Genomic DNA, 17480 nt, shown 5'->3' with positions numbered 1-17480 from the left:
TTGTTTTGCTGAGCGGATTTTATGTCCGCTTTACAAGTGCAAAAAGTTGCTGTCTTGTAATCGTTGTGTATACGGGGCGTCCGTGAGGACAGTGTGGATCTGGAAGTTCAAGAGCTCCCTTTGCAATTTCTTTTGCAGTCTCTTCATCTAAAACTGTTCCGTCCATAACTGCGCTCCTGCACGCTGTGGATGCGGCGGCTGCATTTATCATGTCTGCAGGATTTACCCGCCGGTCAAGCACATCTTTTTTCAAATCAGCTTCTGTGCCTTTCCATCTTATCGGTACTGTTGAAAATTCCCATTTTCCATTTCCGCAGTCTTTGCATGAAAATCCGGCTTCTTCAAGTTTGTCTTTTATTGCGCGGATAAAATTGTCATCAGCGGAGGAATCTGTCTGCACAATGTATGGAACTAGAAGTGACTGCTTTTGTCCTGCCTCTGCCATGATTTGATTATAAATCATTCTTTCGTGGGCGGCGTGCTGATCGATTATGTAAAGCGTTTCATTTTTTTCTGCAATGATAAAAGTTCCAAGAACACAGCCTGCAAAATGAAATCCTTTTTCATATTCTGAAAAATTTTCGCTGCTGATTTCTGGAATATAATTTGGTTTCATCGGGTGAAAAAAATCTTGCGAAGTTTTTGTTTTAAAAAAGGATTGTCTTGCTCCACTTGATGAAAAATTTGTCCTAGGAATTCCGCGCTTTACATCAGAATAAATTGAATTTATTTTGGGAATGTTATTTTGATGAGAGAAGGTTTCTTTAACAAAATTATTTTTTTCAATACTGGTGGAATTAAAGGAAAATTCATTTGAAAGTTCAGCTTCTGTTTTATCTTCTGCATTTTGGGTGAGCATTGATTTTACAGTATACTGCTTGAAGAAATTTCTTGTTGTTGAGCTTACTGCATGATGAAGCGCATTTATGTCTTTGAATCTAGCTTCACGTTTCGAAGGATGAATGTTGAAGTCTACAAGAGCTGGGTTCATTTCTACAAAAAGGCAGGCGACTGGAAATGTTCCGTTTGGAAAATATCCTTGCGTTCCGTAAATGATGGCTTGCACGAGAGAATATTCTTGTATTTTTCTTCCGTTCACGTAAATGAAAATATCTTTTCGGGAAGTTCTTGCAACAGAAGGCTCTCCAATAATCAGCGTAAATGAAAAATTTTTTTCAGAGTCTTCATGCTTCAACTCATAAAATAAATCGCTGCTTTCAAAAAATTCATTTGTCTGAACAAATCTTTCTTTTAAGGATTGTCCAGCGGGAAGTGAAAGTTTTTCTTCGCCGTCATTTACAAAAGTAAAAGCAATGTCTGGACGTGGAAGAATTTTTTCTTCAAAAATTGTCCTGCACTGAATTCCTTCTGAAGCCGGTCTTTTTAAAAATTGTCTTCTTGCAGGAAAATTTTCAAAAAGACCTGATGACTGCGCTATTGTCCCTTCTGTTGAAGCGCAAGGCTCGATAATGTGATCTTCCGTTACAGAAGCGTTCATTTTCCAGCCGCCGCTTTTTATTTCCAAACGGCTTACTGCTGCAATTGAAGAAAGCGCTTCTCCTCTGAATCCCAAAGTTGAAAGGCTGAGCAAATCTGTTTCTTTTGAAATTTTGCTTGTTGCATGAGGATGCGCGCATTGAATCAAATCTTCTTTTGACATTCCGCATCCATTGTCTATGACTCTGATTTTTTCAATTCCGCCGCTAGAAATTTCAACTCTGATTCTTGTTGCTCCGCTGTCAACTGCATTGTCCATAAATTCGCGTACAATGGCGCAAGGTTTGTCTATGACTTCACCAGCGGCAATTTTTCTTGCAACTTCCGCATTGAGAATTTTTACGCGTCTTTGTTCTGTCATGCTCTTGTTCCAGTTATTTCAGAAGATTCGTCAAAGAGACCTAGCACAGGGCTGTTTTCAGTTTTTGTTTTTTGCTTTTTACCGTCTGCGGATTTTTCGTCTTCTGAAATATCAGGATTGTTCATTAATATTTGAATTTTGCTTTCCATTTCGTCAAGTGATTTTTCCATGGATTTTGCAAGCTTTATTCCTTCTTCAAAATCTTTGAGCGCATCTTCCAGACTGATGTCGCTTTTTTTTATGGAAGCAGAAAGTTCTTCAAGTCTTTTTAGTTTTTCTTCAAAGTTTGTCATTTTATTCTCCGTTAATTTATTTTATCAACAGTTGCGAAAATCAATCCTTCCGCCGGTCTGATTTTTATTTTTGCGCCGTTGGAAAGTTCTGATGACTTTCTTATTATCTTTCCATTTTCATCGCAAACCATAGAATATCCTCTGTCAAAAATGTTCTGCGGATTGCAGTTTTCCAAATTTTGCAGGCAGAGTTTTATTTTTATTCTTCTGTCTTTTATTATGTTTGCCATTGCGTCTTTCATTGAATCAAACGCTTTGTCAAATCTTTCTGAATATTTTTGCTCAATGTTTTGCAATCTAGTCCGCATATTTTCAGGATCGAAATTTCTTAACATAAGCCGCAAAGAATTTGTTTTGTTTTGAATTTCTGAAAGCAGAATTGATTTGAAATTTTCAATGCTGTTTTCTATATCTGATTTTCTTGGAATTGCAATTTCTGCCGCCGCGCTTGGTGTTGGAGCTCTTACATCTGCCGCAAAGTCGCTTAGTGCCCAGTCAATTTCATGTCCGACAGCGGAGATTATAGGAATCTTTGAGTTTGCAATTGCACGGACAACTTTTTCTTCGCTGAACGGAAGCAAATCTTCTAAAGAACCTCCGCCTCTTCCTACAATCAAAACATCGCACATATTATATGTGTTTGCAGCTTTTATCATGTACTCGATTGTGTCTGCGGCATTTTCACCTTGCACTATTGCAGGAAAAACAATGACACTTACTTTGTCATTTCTGCGTCGCCTTATATTTAAAATATCACGCAGAGCGGCTCCATTCGGGCTTGTAACAACTCCAACTGTTTTTGGGAAAAATGGAATTGAGCGTTTTCTTGCTGAATCAAAAAGTCCTTCTGCGGCAAGTTTCCTTTTCCGCATTTCAATCATTTCCATTATATTTCCGGCTCCGGCTTCAATCATTGATGAAACTTGAATTTGGTAATTTCCGCGCGGACCGTAGACAGTTATTTTTCCCCTTACTTGAACCAGCATTCCGTCTTTTGGAATGAAATTCAATGCAGATGCCGCGCCTCTGAACATTACCGCTGAAATCTGGCTGTCTGAATCTTTAAGCGAAAAATAAAGATGTCCGGAAGAACTTGGCTTGTAGTTTGAAATTTCTCCTTTTAAAATTATATTTTGAAAAGAGCCTTCAAGCATTGTTTTTATGAGTTCTGTCAGCTGCGAAACTGTTAGGGCGTTGTCTTTTTTTGATTCGTTTTGTATTTCCATTTTGCTCCGATTGTAAACATTCCGTTTAATTTAGACAAGATATTTTCCGATAATGAAATGATGAAGAATTTAGTTTTTTTATATATAGATGAAAATTCGGCTCATGCTTTTGAAAAAGTTTTTTCTGAAAAATCAGCTTTTGAAAGATGCCTTGACTGGGCAGCTGATGTTTCAGATTTGTGCGGAATTGTTGTTGCTTGCGCTGAAGAAAATAAAAATATCGTGGAATCTTTTGTGTCTTCGTTTGGCAAAGAAAAAATAAAAGTTGTTTCAAAAAATTTTTGGAATACTGCAATTATAATAGAAGAAATGTTCACGCAGGTTTCGAGTTTTTCCGCAGATGACGTTGTTTATTCTTCAGCAGACAGACCTTTTCTTGATAAAGAACTTACAAATGAAATTCTTGAAAGCCACAGAAAATATATTTCTGAATACACTTTTGCTGATGGCTATCCTTATGGCTTTTCACCGGAAGTTATAAATTCTGGAACTTTAAAAATTCTTTCTGTCTTTGCCTCTGAAACTCATAAGGAACTTGGAGAATTGCCTGTTTCAAATGAATGCATTTTCAATGTTATGAAGGCTGACATAAATTCTTTTGAAATTGAATCCGTGATTGCGCCAAAAGATTTCAGAATGCTGCGTTTTGATTTTTCATGCTCGCAAAAAAGAAATTTTGTTGTTTGCCAGAAACTTTATGCGAATGCGTTGAAAAATGAAATTCCTCTTACTGCCAAAAATCTTTCTGAGCTTGCTGAAAATTGCGCTGATGTGCAGATGACTTTGCCGGCATTTTACAATATTCAGATTTCAGAAAACTGTCTTGCAAATCCATTTTACAATCCTTATCCAGAAGCTTTTAAAAATAAGTTCGGCTTTTTCCCATTTGAAAAAGAAAATCCAAATCCAAAAGATATGAGCTTGGAAAAATTTAATTTTCTTGTTGAGCAGATTTCCAGTTTTTCAGAAGATGCCGTGATTGGCTTGAGTGCCTGGGGAGAACCGTTGCTTAATAAAAATTTCGCAGAATTCGTTGAAATAATTTTGCGCCATAAGAATCTTTCAGTTCTTGTAGAAACGGATGGCGTTTTAGTTACAGAGCAGCTTGCTTCAAAAATTTTTGAAATTTCAGAGCGTGCTGGAAAAAGAAAAAATGGAGCTGAAAATGTAACTTGGATAGTTTCAATTGATTCTTTTAGCGAAGATATGTACAACAAAATTTTTTCAAATGGAAACTTCAATGCGGCTGTGAATTCAATTCTTGCTTTAAATAAATTTTTCCCGGCTTCTGTTTATCCGCAGTTTACAAGAATGAATGAAAACGAAGATGAACTTGAAAAATTCTATAGATTTTGGCATTCAAAAGATTCTCCTTCCGGCGGAAAACTCATAATTCAAAAGTACAATGATTTTTGCAAACTTTTGCCTTTAAGAAAACCAGCCGATTTGTCTCCGCTTGAAAGAAATGTCTGCTGGCATTTAAAGCGAGACATGACAATTCTTTGTACAGGAGATGTTCCTCTTTGCAGACAGTTTTTGCTTTCTTCGATAGGAAATGTTTTTGACGAAGGCATAGAGAAAATCTGGAAAAAATATTTTGTTGAAGTTCTAAATCAGCTTGAAAAAAAATATGGAGAAAAATGCAAGGATTGCGATGAATACTATACCTTCAATTTTTAATCAGCATAAAGTTTCTTATACAGTTATCGGCGGAACAGAAAATCCCAAGCAAATTCTTATGCCTATCACCTGTGTCGTTCTTAGCAGGTCGGGGAGGCATTATAGAACTAGAGTGCTTGAAAATTTATTGCAAAAAGGATTTGAAAAAATTATAAGCGTGAATCCTGAAAATGAACGGAAAGCCGTAGATTCATTTGCAAGGCATTTTCCTACTGTAAAATTTTTAGTTGCATTGGAAAATGTATCGCAAGGCGAGCTTTTGAACATTGCTTTTTCTGAAGCTGAAACTCAGTATGTTTTAGTTGTTCAAGAAGAAATGTGTCTTGAAAAATTTTCTTTTGATGCTTCTATGGTTTTTAAGTTTATGAAGAAAAATCAGTTTTGCATTGCTCCAAGGCTTTTTTCTGACAGTTCTACAAAACTTCCTGTTGCGCTTTTTCCTTCAGCAAGAAAATCTGTTTTTGAAGTTGAAGCAGATTCCGTTTTTTTAGACGGGCAGCCAACTTTGTATCCGGCTGATTATGCAGGTTTTTATAACCGTGAAAAATTTATTCTTCTTGGCGGAATTGACTATACGATTTCTTCTGAATACTGGCAAAAAATTGATTTCTTTTTTAGATCATGGCTCTGGGGAGAAAAAATAAATTTATCCACAGGATTTGAGTTTAAATACACAGGTGCAATTCCCGAAGAAAACCTAACGGTAGATATTTCGTATCTTAGATTTTACTTGAAAAATCTTTTGCCTGTTTTTTTATCCGATCATGCAAAAATATCGTGGCTTTCATATTTTGCTTTTAAATTAAAAAGTTCTTGTGGATTTGTTGAGTCAATGCGACAATTTAAAGATGCCATGCGATGGACAAAAGAAAATCAGTATAGATTTAAAACAGACGCTGTTGCTCTTATTGAAAACTGGGGAAAGTAATTCCGAGGTAAAAGATGAATTTAAAAAAAATAAAAGAAGGAATTAAAAAAATTGTTGCTGGAAAAAAACGTGTTGTTGTGATTGTCCAGTGCCGTTTGTCTTCCACAAGGCTTCCTCGGAAAGCTCTTTTACCTCTTGGCGGAAAAACAATTCTTGAATGGACTTTAGCTTCAATGAAAAAAATTGAGGCTTCAAAATATTTTCTTGCCGTTGATGAGGAAAGCAGAGAAGAGCTAGAGCCTATAGCAAAAAAATGCGGCTGGGATTTTTACGCTGGCTCACAATCTGATGTGCTTGACAGATTTTGCAATGCTATAAAAATTTCCAAAGCCGATGTTGTTTTAAGAGCGACAGCAGACAATCCTTTTTTATTTTATGAAGCAGCGCAAAAACTTGTTAATGAATATTTTTTGAGAGAAAAAATTTCTCCTGTTGACTACATTACATTTTCAGGACTTCCTCATGGTTCTGGAGTTGAAGTGTTCAATGCGGACTCTTTGCTCGAAGCTGCATCAGAAACGGAATTGCCTTATGACCACGAGCATGTAGGCCCTGCGCTTTATAATCATTCTGAAAAATATATTTGCGCATTTGTAAAAGCTCCGCAGGAATTTTATTATCCAGATTATAGAACTACAGTTGATACTTTTTCTGATTATAAAAGAGCATTAAGAATTGTAAAGAAAATTTCCGGCAAGAAAAACCCATCAGAGCCTTATTCTACAAATGAAATTTTAGCTGCGCTTTCATTTTCTGCTGTGAAAAATCCTGTTCTTTTAATTCCATCTGTAAAGAAAGGACATGGAACCGGACATTTAAGAAGATGCCTTGAACTTGCAATTGCAAACGGATGGGATATTTATATTCCAGATGACGCTGATTTAACCCAACGTTTGGATTTGCTTGAAGAGGCTCGGAAAAATGGACTTGATGATTTTCAGATTGTAAATAATATTTCAGATTTATCTGAATATTGTCTTGCAATTACAGATTTATTTTCAGCTGATAATAATTTTATTCGTTCTATAGCATCAAGAATTCCAGTTGCAAGCATTGATGAAGGAAACTGCGACAATGGCTATGCAGAATATCTTTTTGATATAATTCCTTCTTTGAAATCGAATCGAAATGTAAATTACTACAATCCATCTTTTATTCCTTTGCCTGAAAAAAAACATTCTTCTTTTCCTGCAAAAATAAACAATGCGCTGATTTGTGTTGGCGGAGAAGATCCTGCGAATCTTATTTTAAAATCTGCTGTTGCGCTTGCAAAAAATAATGTTCGTGTTGTGGCAGTTGCGCCTTCAAAAGAAAAAGTTTTTGAAACAGAAAAAAATATTTCAGAAGAGTTAAAAAAATATATAACAGTTTCTTCTCCAATTGAAAATTTAAAAGAAGAGCTTTTTAAATATGATCTTGTTGTTACTCACTTTGGCTTTACTGCCTTTGAAGCCGCTGGCGCAGGTTGCGCTGTAATTCTTTTGGGAACAACACCTTTGCATATTCGTCTTTCAGTTGCAAATGGATTTAAGTGTCTTGCTCCAAAAAAGATAAATCAGAAAATGTTCAAGAATCTTTTGATTCAGCCTGAAAATCTTTTAATAAAAAATAAAGTTGAAACTTCTGAAAATCTTGCTTCCTTTGCAAAAAAACTTTCACTCGGAAGCCATTTTGAATGTCCTGTCTGCAAAACTGGTGAAGGCTTTAAAAACAAAATTGTTGCGAGAAACAAAAACAGAACTTACAGAAGATGCTCAAGCTGCGGAATGATTTATATGTCTTGGACTTTATCAGAAGTTCAGACTGAATATAACCATGCGTATTTTTTTGAGGATTACAAAAAGCAATATGGAAAAACTTATCTTGATGATTTTGATTCAATTAAGTCAGTTTGCTTAAGGCGAATTTCAATTATTGATTTTTTCTATAGGCTTACAAATAGAATTTCAAAAAACATTCCTTCTGTCTTGGACATTGGATGCGCAATGGGTCCTTTCCTTTCTGCTGCAAACGATTCTGGCTGGCAAGTTTTTGGCGCGGACATTTCTCAAAGCGCAGTCGAGTATGTTCAGCAGACTTTGAATTTTCCGGCTAGCTGTGTAAGTTTTCCAGACGCGGATTTTGTTTCAGAATTCGGAATTGAAAAATTTGATGCGGTTACAATGTGGTACGTTATAGAGCATTTTAAAAATCTCGATTCTGTGCTGAAAAAAGTTTCTGAAATTGTAAAAGACGGCGGAATGTTTGCTTTCAGCACTCCGTCTGCTTCTGGAGTGAGCGGAAAATATTCTACTGATGATTTCTATGAAAAAAGTCCAGCTGACCATTATACAATTTGGGAAATAAAATACGCAAAAAAAATTTTGAGAAAATATGGATTTAAAGTTGTAAAAGTTGTTTCAACTGGAATTCATCCAGAACGTTTTCCGCTTGCAAAAAAAATGAAATGGACTTCAAATTCTTTGCCAATGAAAGTTTTAACCGACTTGTGCAAACTTTTAAATTTGGGCGATACATTTGAGGTTTACTGCAAGAAAATTAAATCCTAAAATCAGTTTGCTTTTATGTCGAAAATAATAAGTAAATGAATGACCGTTATATTTTGATTTTAGGCGCGGGATTAATGCAGCGTCCTTCAATAGAGGCAGCAAAAGAACTTGGCTACAAAGCACTTGTAATAGATGCGAATCCAGATGCGGTTTGTGTTCCGTTTGCAGATCGCTTTGAAAAAATAGATTTAAAAGATACAAACGCAATTGTAGATTTTGCTTTATCTCTGGGAAAAAATCTTTGCGCGGTTTTTACAGCCGGAACAGATTTTTCAGCTCCAGTTTCTCTTGCTTGCCAAAAATGCGGATTTGTTTCTCACAGTTTTGAATCTGCTATGAATGCCAGCAATAAAATTCTTATGCGTGAATGCTTTAAGAAAAATAAAATTCCTTCTCCTGATTTTTTTGAAGCTGATGAAAACTATATAGATTTATTTCAGAAAAATGAAGCTCCTGAAATTCATTTTCCAAAAGTCGTAAAGCCTGTAGACAATATGGGAGCGCGGGGTTGCCGGCTTGTTAGAAATAAAGATGAATTTCTTCCTGCATTGAAAGACGCTGTTGATTTTTCCCGCACAAAAAAAGCTATTGTTGAAGATTTTATGGAAGGTCCTGAATTTTCGATTGATGCGCTTGTTGTAAACGGAAAAGTTATCATCGCCGGGTTTGCAGACCGCCATATTTTTTTTGAGCCATATTTTGTTGAGCTTGGACATTCAATGCCTTCTGAAATTTCAGAAAATAAAAAACAGGAAATTGTAAAAGTTTTTACAGATGCGGTTCATGCTCTAGGGCTTACAAACGGAGTCGCAAAGGGAGACGTAAAGTATACAAAGCAAGGTCCGATGATTGGTGAAATTGCGGCAAGGCTTTCTGGCGGATATATGTCGGGCTGGACTTTTCCTTATTCATCAGGATTTGAGCTTACAAAAGAAGCAATGAAAATCGCATTGGGGAATCCTTCTGATTTCTCTGGCATTATAGAAATTTCTTCTACAAAATTCAGCCATGAAAGAGCGTTTATTTCAATTCCTGGAAAGATAAAAAAAATTTATGGCGAAGAAAAAGCCTGGGCTTCTCCTTTTGTAAAAAATATTTTTTTCAGAGTAAAAGAGGGAAGCTCGGTTGATTTTCCGCGGAACAATGTTGAAAAATGCGGAAACGTAATATCTTCGTCAAAAGAACGCGAACTGTCAAAAAAAGGAGCTGAATCCGCTGTTGCCCAGATTGTGCTTCGCTTGGAGCCAAAAAATCCGCAGAGTGAAAATTTTCTTTCTGGTGTTGAACTTCCGCAAGAAAAAGGATTTCCGTTCAGCGCATTTGATTTCAATGTAAAAGACGAAAAGTTTTTAGCTGAACTTGAGCAGATTCCATTCATTGAAAAAAATCAGCCTGCGCAAAATTGTGTTCCAGAAAGCATAAAAAAAATCATGGAAAAACGCGACTGGAATTTCAGAACGATAAAAGACACTCTTTTTCTTTTTGACAAAATTTCACCTGAGCATCCGCGCCTTGATTCCAAAAAATTCTGGTGCTGTCTTTTGCGCGCCGGCATTCAAGGAATTTTGTATTATTCTGATTCTGTTCAGCTGGAGGAAAAATGAAGATAAAAACTTTTGCTTTTTTTCTGCTTTTAATTTTTCCATTTTCAATTTTTTCTCAAAGTGCAAAAGTCGATTTTCTTCAGAATGTGCAGAAATCAGGAATTTCCTTTTACTGGGATCCTCTGACTTCTTGCGGTCTTCTTGAAAAAAACGGACACAGAATTTCGTTCAGGGCAGGCGATTCTTTTTTTCTTCAGGATTACAAAACTCTTGTGCAGGAAGACGCTCCTTCATTTGAAAACGGAAAACTTGTTTCTTCCCAGTCATTTTTTAACCTAGCTGAAAATTTCTTTAAATTGCAGAGTTCAGAAGCCCCTTATAAGATTGGCGCTATTCTCATTGATCCGGGACATGGCGGAAAAGATCCTGGCGCAAGTTCAATCCATGTTTCAGACGGAAAGAAAATCAAGGTTGTTGAAAAAGATATAAACTTAAAAGTCGGGCTAAGGCTCCGTGATTATCTTAAAAAAGCTTATCCAGAAAAAAATATTTTGATGACGCGCAGCACGGATGTTTTCCTTACACTTTCTCAACGCACAGAAATTGCAAATTCAGTAAAACTAAAGGAAAACGAAGCGATTCTCTATGTTTCTGTCCACGTAAATTCCAGCCTTAGCGAAAAAGTTACTGGCTATGAAGTCTGGTATCTTTCTCCGGGATACCGTCGCCAGGTTTTGAATTCAAAATCAGTAAATGAGGACGCTTCAATTCTGCCGATTTTAAACAGCATGACAGAAGAGGAATACACAACTGAATCGATTCTGATGGCGAAATTTATAATGAACGGAATTTCAGCTCAGGTCGGAACATTGAGCAATTCCCGCGGAATAAAGGAAGAAGAGTGGTTTGTTGTCAGGAATTCAAAAATGCCGAGCGTCCTTATAGAACTTGGCTTCCTTACGAACAAAAAAGAAGGCTTGCTTTTGAACGATGACAAGTACTTGCAGAAACTGTCGCTTGGAATATATAATGGGCTTCAAGAATTTGTGACGAATTTTGAGCGGACCCGCGGATTTACAGGAAACTAAAATTGAATAGAAAATCAAAAGTAAATATTTTCGCGTTTGTTTTTGCAGGCGTTTTCTTTGGCTCGCTGATTGTTTCTGGCGCGGCTTTTTATTTTTACAAGTACCATTGCAGGCAGATTTTTTATTTTGAATCCTATGACTCAAGCCGGATCTGCACAGAAACTAGATATTCAGAAAAAAAGAGCGGAGATGAAGAGATAAGAGCTTTTGTTGACGACCTTTTGCTTGGGCCTATGACAAACCGCTTTAAGTTTCTTTTTTCTCCGGGAACAAGAACTGAATTCTGTTTTTCAAATGGAAAAGAGCTTTACGTTGGACTTTCAAAGCAGGCTCTTTTTGTCAATTCAGAAACATTTAATATGAAAAAAAATGTTTCGTTGCTAAGAAAAAATATTGTGAAGAATTTCACAAATATCAATAAAATTTATATATATATCGATGGAAAGCCAGCGTTTACGGAAAATTAGCTTTTGTTTGCCTGTTTTATTTTACTGTGTTTTAACCAAAAAAAAATAAAAGAAGTTGACAAAAATGTTTTCTTAATAGATACTATTATAACAAGGCTACATCATATATGTATTAAAAGGAGCTTCTAATGAAGAGGACTTTATTTTTAACCGTTGCTGCAATGATTTTGGCAGGTTCAGTTGCTGTTGCAAGAGAATCAGTTCTTATTGATTTCACACAGCTCGATGCAGACACTGTAGCAGACGAAAACGGAAATCCAACACAGAACAGCAGAACTGTAATGGATTATTCTGTTGCTGCCGGCGCAACTTTCACAAGTGATCAGAAAACACTTATGAAGACTTCACTGGCTCTTCCTGAATGGGAAGTTGTTCTTAATTCTTCTGCCAAGAACCCGGTTTCTGTTGCACTTTCTCAGGTAGTTGCTGCTCCTGTAAAAGAATCAGCAGATGTTCCTTTCGCTGGAAAGAATGTAATGGGCGTTCGTGTTATTTTCCCAACTTGGGCAAACAATGCAAATGCAAAAATCGTTCCTGCATTCGATATTCCTGCTTATGAACCACTCTCTGATGCTGATGAGAACGGTGAACGCCAGCAGCCAACAGATGAGCAGAAAGGAAAATATCTTTTTGAAGACGGATACGGTGTTGTAAGAAACGTTGGCACATTGAAATCAATTGCTGTTACAACAATGGGTATGAACTATCCACACGCTCTTTATGTTCTTCTTAAAGACAATGACGGAGTAGAACGCCGCTATCTTATGGGAAATCTCTATTTTGACGGATGGAAAACTCTTATTTGGAACAACCCAGATTATATTTCAGAAGTTCGTACTCGTGAAATCAGAGTTTACCCAATCTATCCACGCGGAATTCCATTTGTAAAATTCTCTGGATTCCAGGTTGCACGTGATGCTTCTCACATCGGAGACAACTTCATTGGTTACTTCAAAGATGTAAAGGTTATTTATGACCTCGCTATCCTTACTTCTGATCGCGACATCGATGACGAAGACCTTTGGGGTATTATTACAAAGAAAGAAAGAGACCGCCAGAATGGTGAGATGGCTCGCTTTGGAAACAAGCAGGTTAACCGCTATCTCGAGAAGTCTAAGATGGCTACAGAAGCAGAATTTACTTCTTCTCTTGAAGAAAACTCTGATTCTAACGCACAGTCTTCAACACAGGATTCATCAGCTACTGTTCAGTAATTTTTGAACTTGTGTTGCGTCAAAGACCGTCCTTACGGGACGGTCTTTTTTTATGAAATAAGATTTTCGTAAGTCAATTTCAAATAATAATAAGATTTTGAAACTGGCTCATTATTATATTTTGCTTATGCCTGAAAAAAATTTTACACTGCCAAACAAACTCGAAATTGAAAAACGCTATGAAAGCTATAGACCTGCATTCAATGAAATTCTGGAGAAAATTGAAAATCTGTTAAAGCAGAAAATTAATTTGCCTTCAAATCCTACTTATAAAGCTAGAATAAAATCTTTTCCAAGTTATTATAAAAAAATCCTAAGGCAAAAGGCTAAAGAATCTTCGGAAAGCAATGAGCTTGTTACTCTCACTGATATGATTGGCATTCGTGTAATTTGCGCTTTTGTTGAAGATCTTGCCCTTGTTGAAAAGCAGGTTGTGGAATCTTTTGATGTAAAAGAGATTGAACGTAAAGGCGCAGAGCAGTCATTTAAAGAGTTTGGATATGAGTCGGTTCATATTCTTATTTCAATACCGGAAAGCTGCTTGCCAGAATCAGGAATTTCCCCTGAGCTTAGAAAAAATCTTGTATGTGAAATTCAGGTTCGCACAATTTTGCAGGATGCTTGGGCAGAAGTAGAGCACGAGCTTATTTATAAGTCTGAATTCAATCCTTTTGACAAGCCTTTGCGCCGAAAACTGGCTTCCATAAATGCAAGTCTTACTTTGGCGGATATTATTTTTCAGGAAATCAGGGATTATCAGAAAAAACTTCAAACTGAGCTTGGAGCAAGACGCAGTTCTTTTTATGAAAAAGCTGATGAGTTTTCAGAAGAAATGCTTGGACAATCTCATCATCAGGCAGCAGACTCTTCTTCCATTGAAAGTCCGTTTTCCAAAGGCAGCATAGATGATTTGGTTCTTACAGCGTTGCACGAGCACAATACAGGAAATTTTAAAAAGGCAGTTGAAATTTATACGCAGATAATCAATTCAGAGCCAGTTCCTCCTGCAATGGTTTTGAGTGTAATTTACAAGCATAGGGGAATGGCGTATTTTGCACAAAGCCTTTATGAGGAGGCCTTGAACGACTTTAAGAAAAGCGTTGAACATGATCCGAAGTGCTTTAGGTCGATTTACTATGAAGGCATTGTATATTCTGTTCAGGGAAAAGAAAAAGAAGCTGTTGAATGTTTTGACCGTTCGCTTGCAATTGACGCTTTTCAGAGCCATGTTTATTACAGAAGAGCTTTGGCTCTTTTTAATCTTGGAAACTACACAAAGGCAATGGAAGATGTAAACAACGCATTAAAGCTTGGTCTTGAAGATGAAGATTTAAATACCTTAAAGTTAAAGCTTATAAAAAAATTTGATATGCAAATGTAAAAAAAATTGAGTTTTTTAATATTTTGCTATTGACATATAATGCTGATGTATGATATATTCTGATTATCGCAATGAGCAATAGCTCTTGTATATGTCTCCCTCGTCTAGTGGTTAGGACATCGGGTTTTCATCCCGACAACATGGGTTCAATTCCCGTGGGAGATGCTAAAGACCTTGATAATTTCAAGGTCTTTTTTTTTATTATCGAGCATGATTTATTGTCGGACTTGCACAGGCAATCTTGTTTCCGTAATTTATGCGAAAGTTAATACTTTTCAAGACAATAACCAGTTTTTTATTTAAGGCAAGCCAAATAATAGAATTTTTTTGATAAAAAATATTCCCCGATGTGCAGTGCACCGGGGAATAAAAAATTTATGTTAAGCAGCAATTATAATGCCTAAAATTTTTTAGTTCTTTATAGAATCATTACAATTATTTTTGCTGTCAGAACAACAGAAACAAGTGCGAGCGGATAAGTTGCCGCATAAGCAGAAGAAACTTCATCGGTTCCGGCAGTTGCAATTAATGAGCCCAACGCTGGTGTGCTTGTCATTCCGCCTGTTATAGAACCAAGGTTGTTGAAGAGGCTCAGCTTGAATACATAGTGTGCGATTATATATCCTACAACCATTGGAACTGTTGTCATAACTGCGCCGTAAATAAAGTATGAGAATTTTACATTTGAAACAAAGTTTACGCCGCCCGGAACTCCAGCTCCAATAAGGAACAAGACAAGTCCAAGTTCACGCATGAAGTTCAATGTCTGCTTGCTGATTCTGCAGTCAAGTTTTCCGATTCTTCCGAAATGGCCGATTATAAGCCCTGCGACAAGAGTTCCGCCGGAATTTCCGAGTGAGAAGTTGATTTTTGGAATTTCAATTGCGCCGATTATGCAGCCAAATGCAACTGCAAGGAAAAATGGGAAAAATCCAAATTCTTCCAGCTGAGTAAGCTTTGCCTTTGGCTCAGGAATTACTACAGAATTTGCCGCGACAAATGATTCTCTTTCCTTTGCCATGTCAACTTTTAAAATTTTTGGAACAAGCTGAACAAAAAGAACAACTCCAAGAACTCCGTAAAGATATGCAATTCCGTATCCTGCGCTGATTGCATCCTGATTTACATTTGGAACTTCTTTTGCCGCCGAAAATCCCGGTGTGCTTGTAAGTCCGCCTGTCAAAAGTCCTGCCGCCATTTCTGGAGAAAGTGTGCTGTCGAGTTTGACAAAAATTGCCGCTGTAATTCCGCCGATTGCAATTATTATTACTCCAAGCAAAAGATATGCAATTGATTTTTTGTTGAATGTGCGGAAAAACTTCGGACCTGCAATAAGTCCGACCGCTGTAACAAAGAGAGCCGTTCCGATATTTGAAATTAAGCTGAAGCTTGACTTTATTGAATTGCTCCATAAAGTGATTTTCTTTGCTTCAATTGAAAATTCTGGAAAATAATGGATTAAAATACCATAGGCAAGGGCAACAATAAGAACACCTGCTGTTCCCAGCGAAATTCCTTTTACATTGATTCCGCCGAGCATAAAGCCTAGCGCGCCAATAATAAAGACAATGAAAATAACCGACAGTGTGGAGGAGCACAGCCCGGCAAGATAAGTAAGCATTTTTTTACCTCTATAAAAAATATATTCTATTGATTATATCACTTTCAGATGAGTTATACAATGTGTTCTATAGAATAGTCAATTTTTACTAGAGAAAATATTCCTTTAGTTTGAAATTCCTAAAAGTGAAAAAAAATACCTTCTTAAAAAAGAAGGCATTAAAAATAATGAAAATCTATTAGTTTTTATTTGACTTCGTTTTTAAGTTCTTTTCCTTCTGTAAAATCCAGAATATTTTGAAGCGTTGTATCTGCGATTGCTTTAAGCGCATTTTTTGTAAGAAATGCCTGATGTCCAGTTATAATTACATTCGGGAAAGTTAAAAGCCGGGCAAGCATGTCGTCTTTTATAACGTCTGCAGACCAGTCTGCAAAGAAATATCGGCTTTCTTCTTCATAAACGTCAAGCGCCGCTCCTCCAATTGTTCTTTTCTTTAAAGCTTTTACAAGCGCATGAGTGTCGATTAAAGCGCCGCGTCCTGTATTTATTATGACTGCATCGTTTTTCATCATGGAAAGCGATTTTTCGTTTACAAGATGCTTTGTGTCGTCTGTTAAAGGGCAGTGCAGGCTTATAACATCGCTTTTTTGGAACAATTCAATGAGCGGAATATATGTAAATCCTTTTTTTTCAGCCCAGTCATTGTCTGGATAAGCATCGTACATTACGATTTTCATTCCGATTCCAGAAAGACATTCTGCCATTACTTTTCCGATTTTTCCAGTTCCAATGATTCCGGCTGTAAGTCCGCACAAATCCCGGCCTGTGAGTCCATTCAATGTGAAATTTCCAGAGCGAGTTCTTAAATATGCCTGAGGAATTTTTCTTGTAAGGGAAAGCAAAAGCGAAAGAGCGTGTTCTGCTACAGAATGAGGCGAGTACGCTGGAACTCTTGCGACTTTTATGCCGAATTCTTTTGCAGCTTCAAGATCCACATTGTTAAAGCCTGCGCATCTCAATGCAATCATTTTTACACCGCATTTTTTCAGTATGGAAATAACGGTTCTGTTTATGGTGTCGTTTACAAATGTGCATACAATGTCATAGCCTGATGCTGTCAATGCTGTTTTTTCTGTCAGATGAAAGTCAAAAAAATCAATATTGAATAGAAAGTTCTTGTTTTCTTCTGAAAAAGATTCCTTGTCATAGCTGCAGGCATCATAAAACGCAATTTTCAATTCCTTGTTTTCCATAAAAAATCCTCCGGTAAAAAGTTTTAATTTAAATATACAATTTTTTTGTTTAATTTGCATTAATTTATGCTTTTTTATTAAAATTTTGTGAAAAAGTTGCTTTTATTTTGAAAATGATTATTTTATTGGCTGCAATGTAGACTTGAAAAAATTTATTCAGTTTATATAATGAAAGAAAATATAATACTTGCGAGGTGTTTTTATGACAAAATTAGGTGCATTTGCTATTGGTGTTGCGGTTGGCGGAGTAACTCTTGCTTTGGTAAAAACAGCTGGATTCAAAAAAGTCTGATCTAAAGTTATCAGCGCGGGAATGCAGCTAAAAGATGAAGCTGCTTCTTTTGTTGAAACTGTAAAAGAAGACGCGGAAGATATAAAGGCAGAGGCCGCTTACAATAAAAACGCATCAAAAGCTAATGCTTAAAAATCAGTCTTAAA

General features: G+C 36.5%; 13 protein-coding genes, 1 tRNA gene and 1 pseudogene. 10 read left to right on the top strand and 5 right to left on the bottom strand.

The annotated features are described in order from the left end of the window. Window positions 1–19 precede the first annotated feature (19 nt). From mutL to xseA, 3 genes are read right to left on the bottom strand one after another with little or no spacing between them, the layout of a single operon-like run. Window positions 20–1858 (bottom strand): DNA mismatch repair endonuclease MutL, encoded by a 1839-nt coding sequence (mutL, locus tag Q0N70_RS06825; protein WP_294015229.1) that lies wholly within the window; start codon window positions 1856–1858, stop codon window positions 20–22. After that, window positions 1855–2151, bottom strand: coding sequence for an exodeoxyribonuclease VII small subunit (gene xseB, locus Q0N70_RS06820; RefSeq protein WP_294015227.1), 297 nt, complete (start codon window positions 2149–2151; stop codon window positions 1855–1857). The genes mutL and xseB overlap by 4 nt, the downstream gene beginning before the upstream one ends. 11 nt (window positions 2152–2162) lie before the next feature. Beyond that, window positions 2163–3377 (bottom strand): exodeoxyribonuclease VII large subunit, encoded by a 1215-nt coding sequence (gene xseA / locus Q0N70_RS06815; RefSeq protein WP_294015225.1) that lies wholly within the window; start codon window positions 3375–3377, stop codon window positions 2163–2165. 60 nt (window positions 3378–3437) lie between these two features. Here xseA and Q0N70_RS06810 point away from each other — a divergent pair, with 60 nt between their 5' ends. The 9 genes from Q0N70_RS06810 to Q0N70_RS06770 all read left to right on the top strand — a co-directional run bounded on the left by Q0N70_RS06810 (window position 3438) and on the right by Q0N70_RS06770 (window position 14393). Continuing rightward, window positions 3438–5057 (top strand): spiro-SPASM protein, encoded by a 1620-nt coding sequence (locus Q0N70_RS06810; protein ID WP_294015223.1) that lies wholly within the window; start codon window positions 3438–3440, stop codon window positions 5055–5057. Next, window positions 5032–5985 (top strand): hypothetical protein, encoded by a 954-nt coding sequence (locus Q0N70_RS06805; RefSeq protein WP_294015221.1) that lies wholly within the window; start codon window positions 5032–5034, stop codon window positions 5983–5985. Before Q0N70_RS06810 ends, Q0N70_RS06805 begins: the two co-directional genes overlap by 26 nt. A 14-nt stretch (window positions 5986–5999) precedes the next feature. Continuing rightward, on the top strand, window positions 6000–8534 hold the full coding sequence (locus Q0N70_RS06800; protein WP_294015219.1) for a methyltransferase domain-containing protein: 2535 nt from the start codon (window positions 6000–6002) through the stop codon (window positions 8532–8534). A gap of 35 nt (window positions 8535–8569) precedes the next feature. Then, the gene (locus Q0N70_RS06795; RefSeq protein WP_294015217.1) at window positions 8570–10138 is read left to right on the top strand and encodes an ATP-grasp domain-containing protein; all 1569 of its coding nucleotides are present in this window, start codon (window positions 8570–8572) and stop codon (window positions 10136–10138) included. After that, window positions 10135–11166: an N-acetylmuramoyl-L-alanine amidase gene (locus Q0N70_RS06790; protein ID WP_294015215.1), complete on the top strand. Its 1032-nt coding sequence runs from the start codon at window positions 10135–10137 to the stop codon at window positions 11164–11166. Before Q0N70_RS06795 ends, Q0N70_RS06790 begins: the two co-directional genes overlap by 4 nt. 2 nt (window positions 11167–11168) lie before the next feature. Continuing rightward, complete coding sequence (locus tag Q0N70_RS06785; protein ID WP_294015212.1) at window positions 11169–11633, top strand: GerMN domain-containing protein; 465 nt, start codon at window positions 11169–11171, stop codon at window positions 11631–11633. A 128-nt stretch (window positions 11634–11761) separates the two neighbouring features. Beyond that, entirely contained in the window at window positions 11762–12847 is a 1086-nt protein-coding gene (locus tag Q0N70_RS06780; RefSeq protein ID WP_294015209.1) for a flagellar filament outer layer protein FlaA, read from the top strand. Window positions 12848–12974: 127 nt separating this feature from the next. Continuing rightward, window positions 12975–14228 carry a tetratricopeptide repeat protein gene (locus tag Q0N70_RS06775; protein ID WP_294015207.1) on the top strand — a complete coding sequence of 418 codons (1254 nt, stop codon included), beginning with the start codon at window positions 12975–12977 and terminating at the stop codon, window positions 14226–14228. A 93-nt stretch (window positions 14229–14321) separates the two neighbouring features. Further along, window positions 14322–14393, top strand: a tRNA-Glu gene (locus Q0N70_RS06770). A gap of 253 nt (window positions 14394–14646) precedes the next feature. On the opposite strand, the gene Q0N70_RS06765 is transcribed toward Q0N70_RS06770, so the two are convergent. Together Q0N70_RS06765 and Q0N70_RS06760 are read right to left on the bottom strand one after the other, a co-directional pair. Beyond that, window positions 14647–15849 carry a YidE/YbjL duplication gene (locus Q0N70_RS06765; RefSeq protein ID WP_294015205.1) on the bottom strand — a complete coding sequence of 401 codons (1203 nt, stop codon included), beginning with the start codon at window positions 15847–15849 and terminating at the stop codon, window positions 14647–14649. 185 nt (window positions 15850–16034) lie between these two features. Next, window positions 16035–17042 (bottom strand): 2-hydroxyacid dehydrogenase, encoded by a 1008-nt coding sequence (locus tag Q0N70_RS06760; RefSeq protein WP_013701384.1) that lies wholly within the window; start codon window positions 17040–17042, stop codon window positions 16035–16037. A gap of 202 nt (window positions 17043–17244) precedes the next feature. On the opposite strand from Q0N70_RS06760, the pseudogene Q0N70_RS06755 reads away from it, so the two are divergent. Then, window positions 17245–17466: pseudogene (locus Q0N70_RS06755) on the top strand (DUF6110 family protein). The last annotated feature ends 14 nt before the right edge of the window (window positions 17467–17480 follow it).

Origin of the sequence: uncultured Treponema sp. (assembly GCF_945873775.1) — a bacterium.
Lineage (GTDB): Bacteria > Spirochaetota > Spirochaetia > Treponematales > Treponemataceae > Treponema_D.
This window is presented reverse-complemented; position numbering and strand designations above follow the sequence as displayed.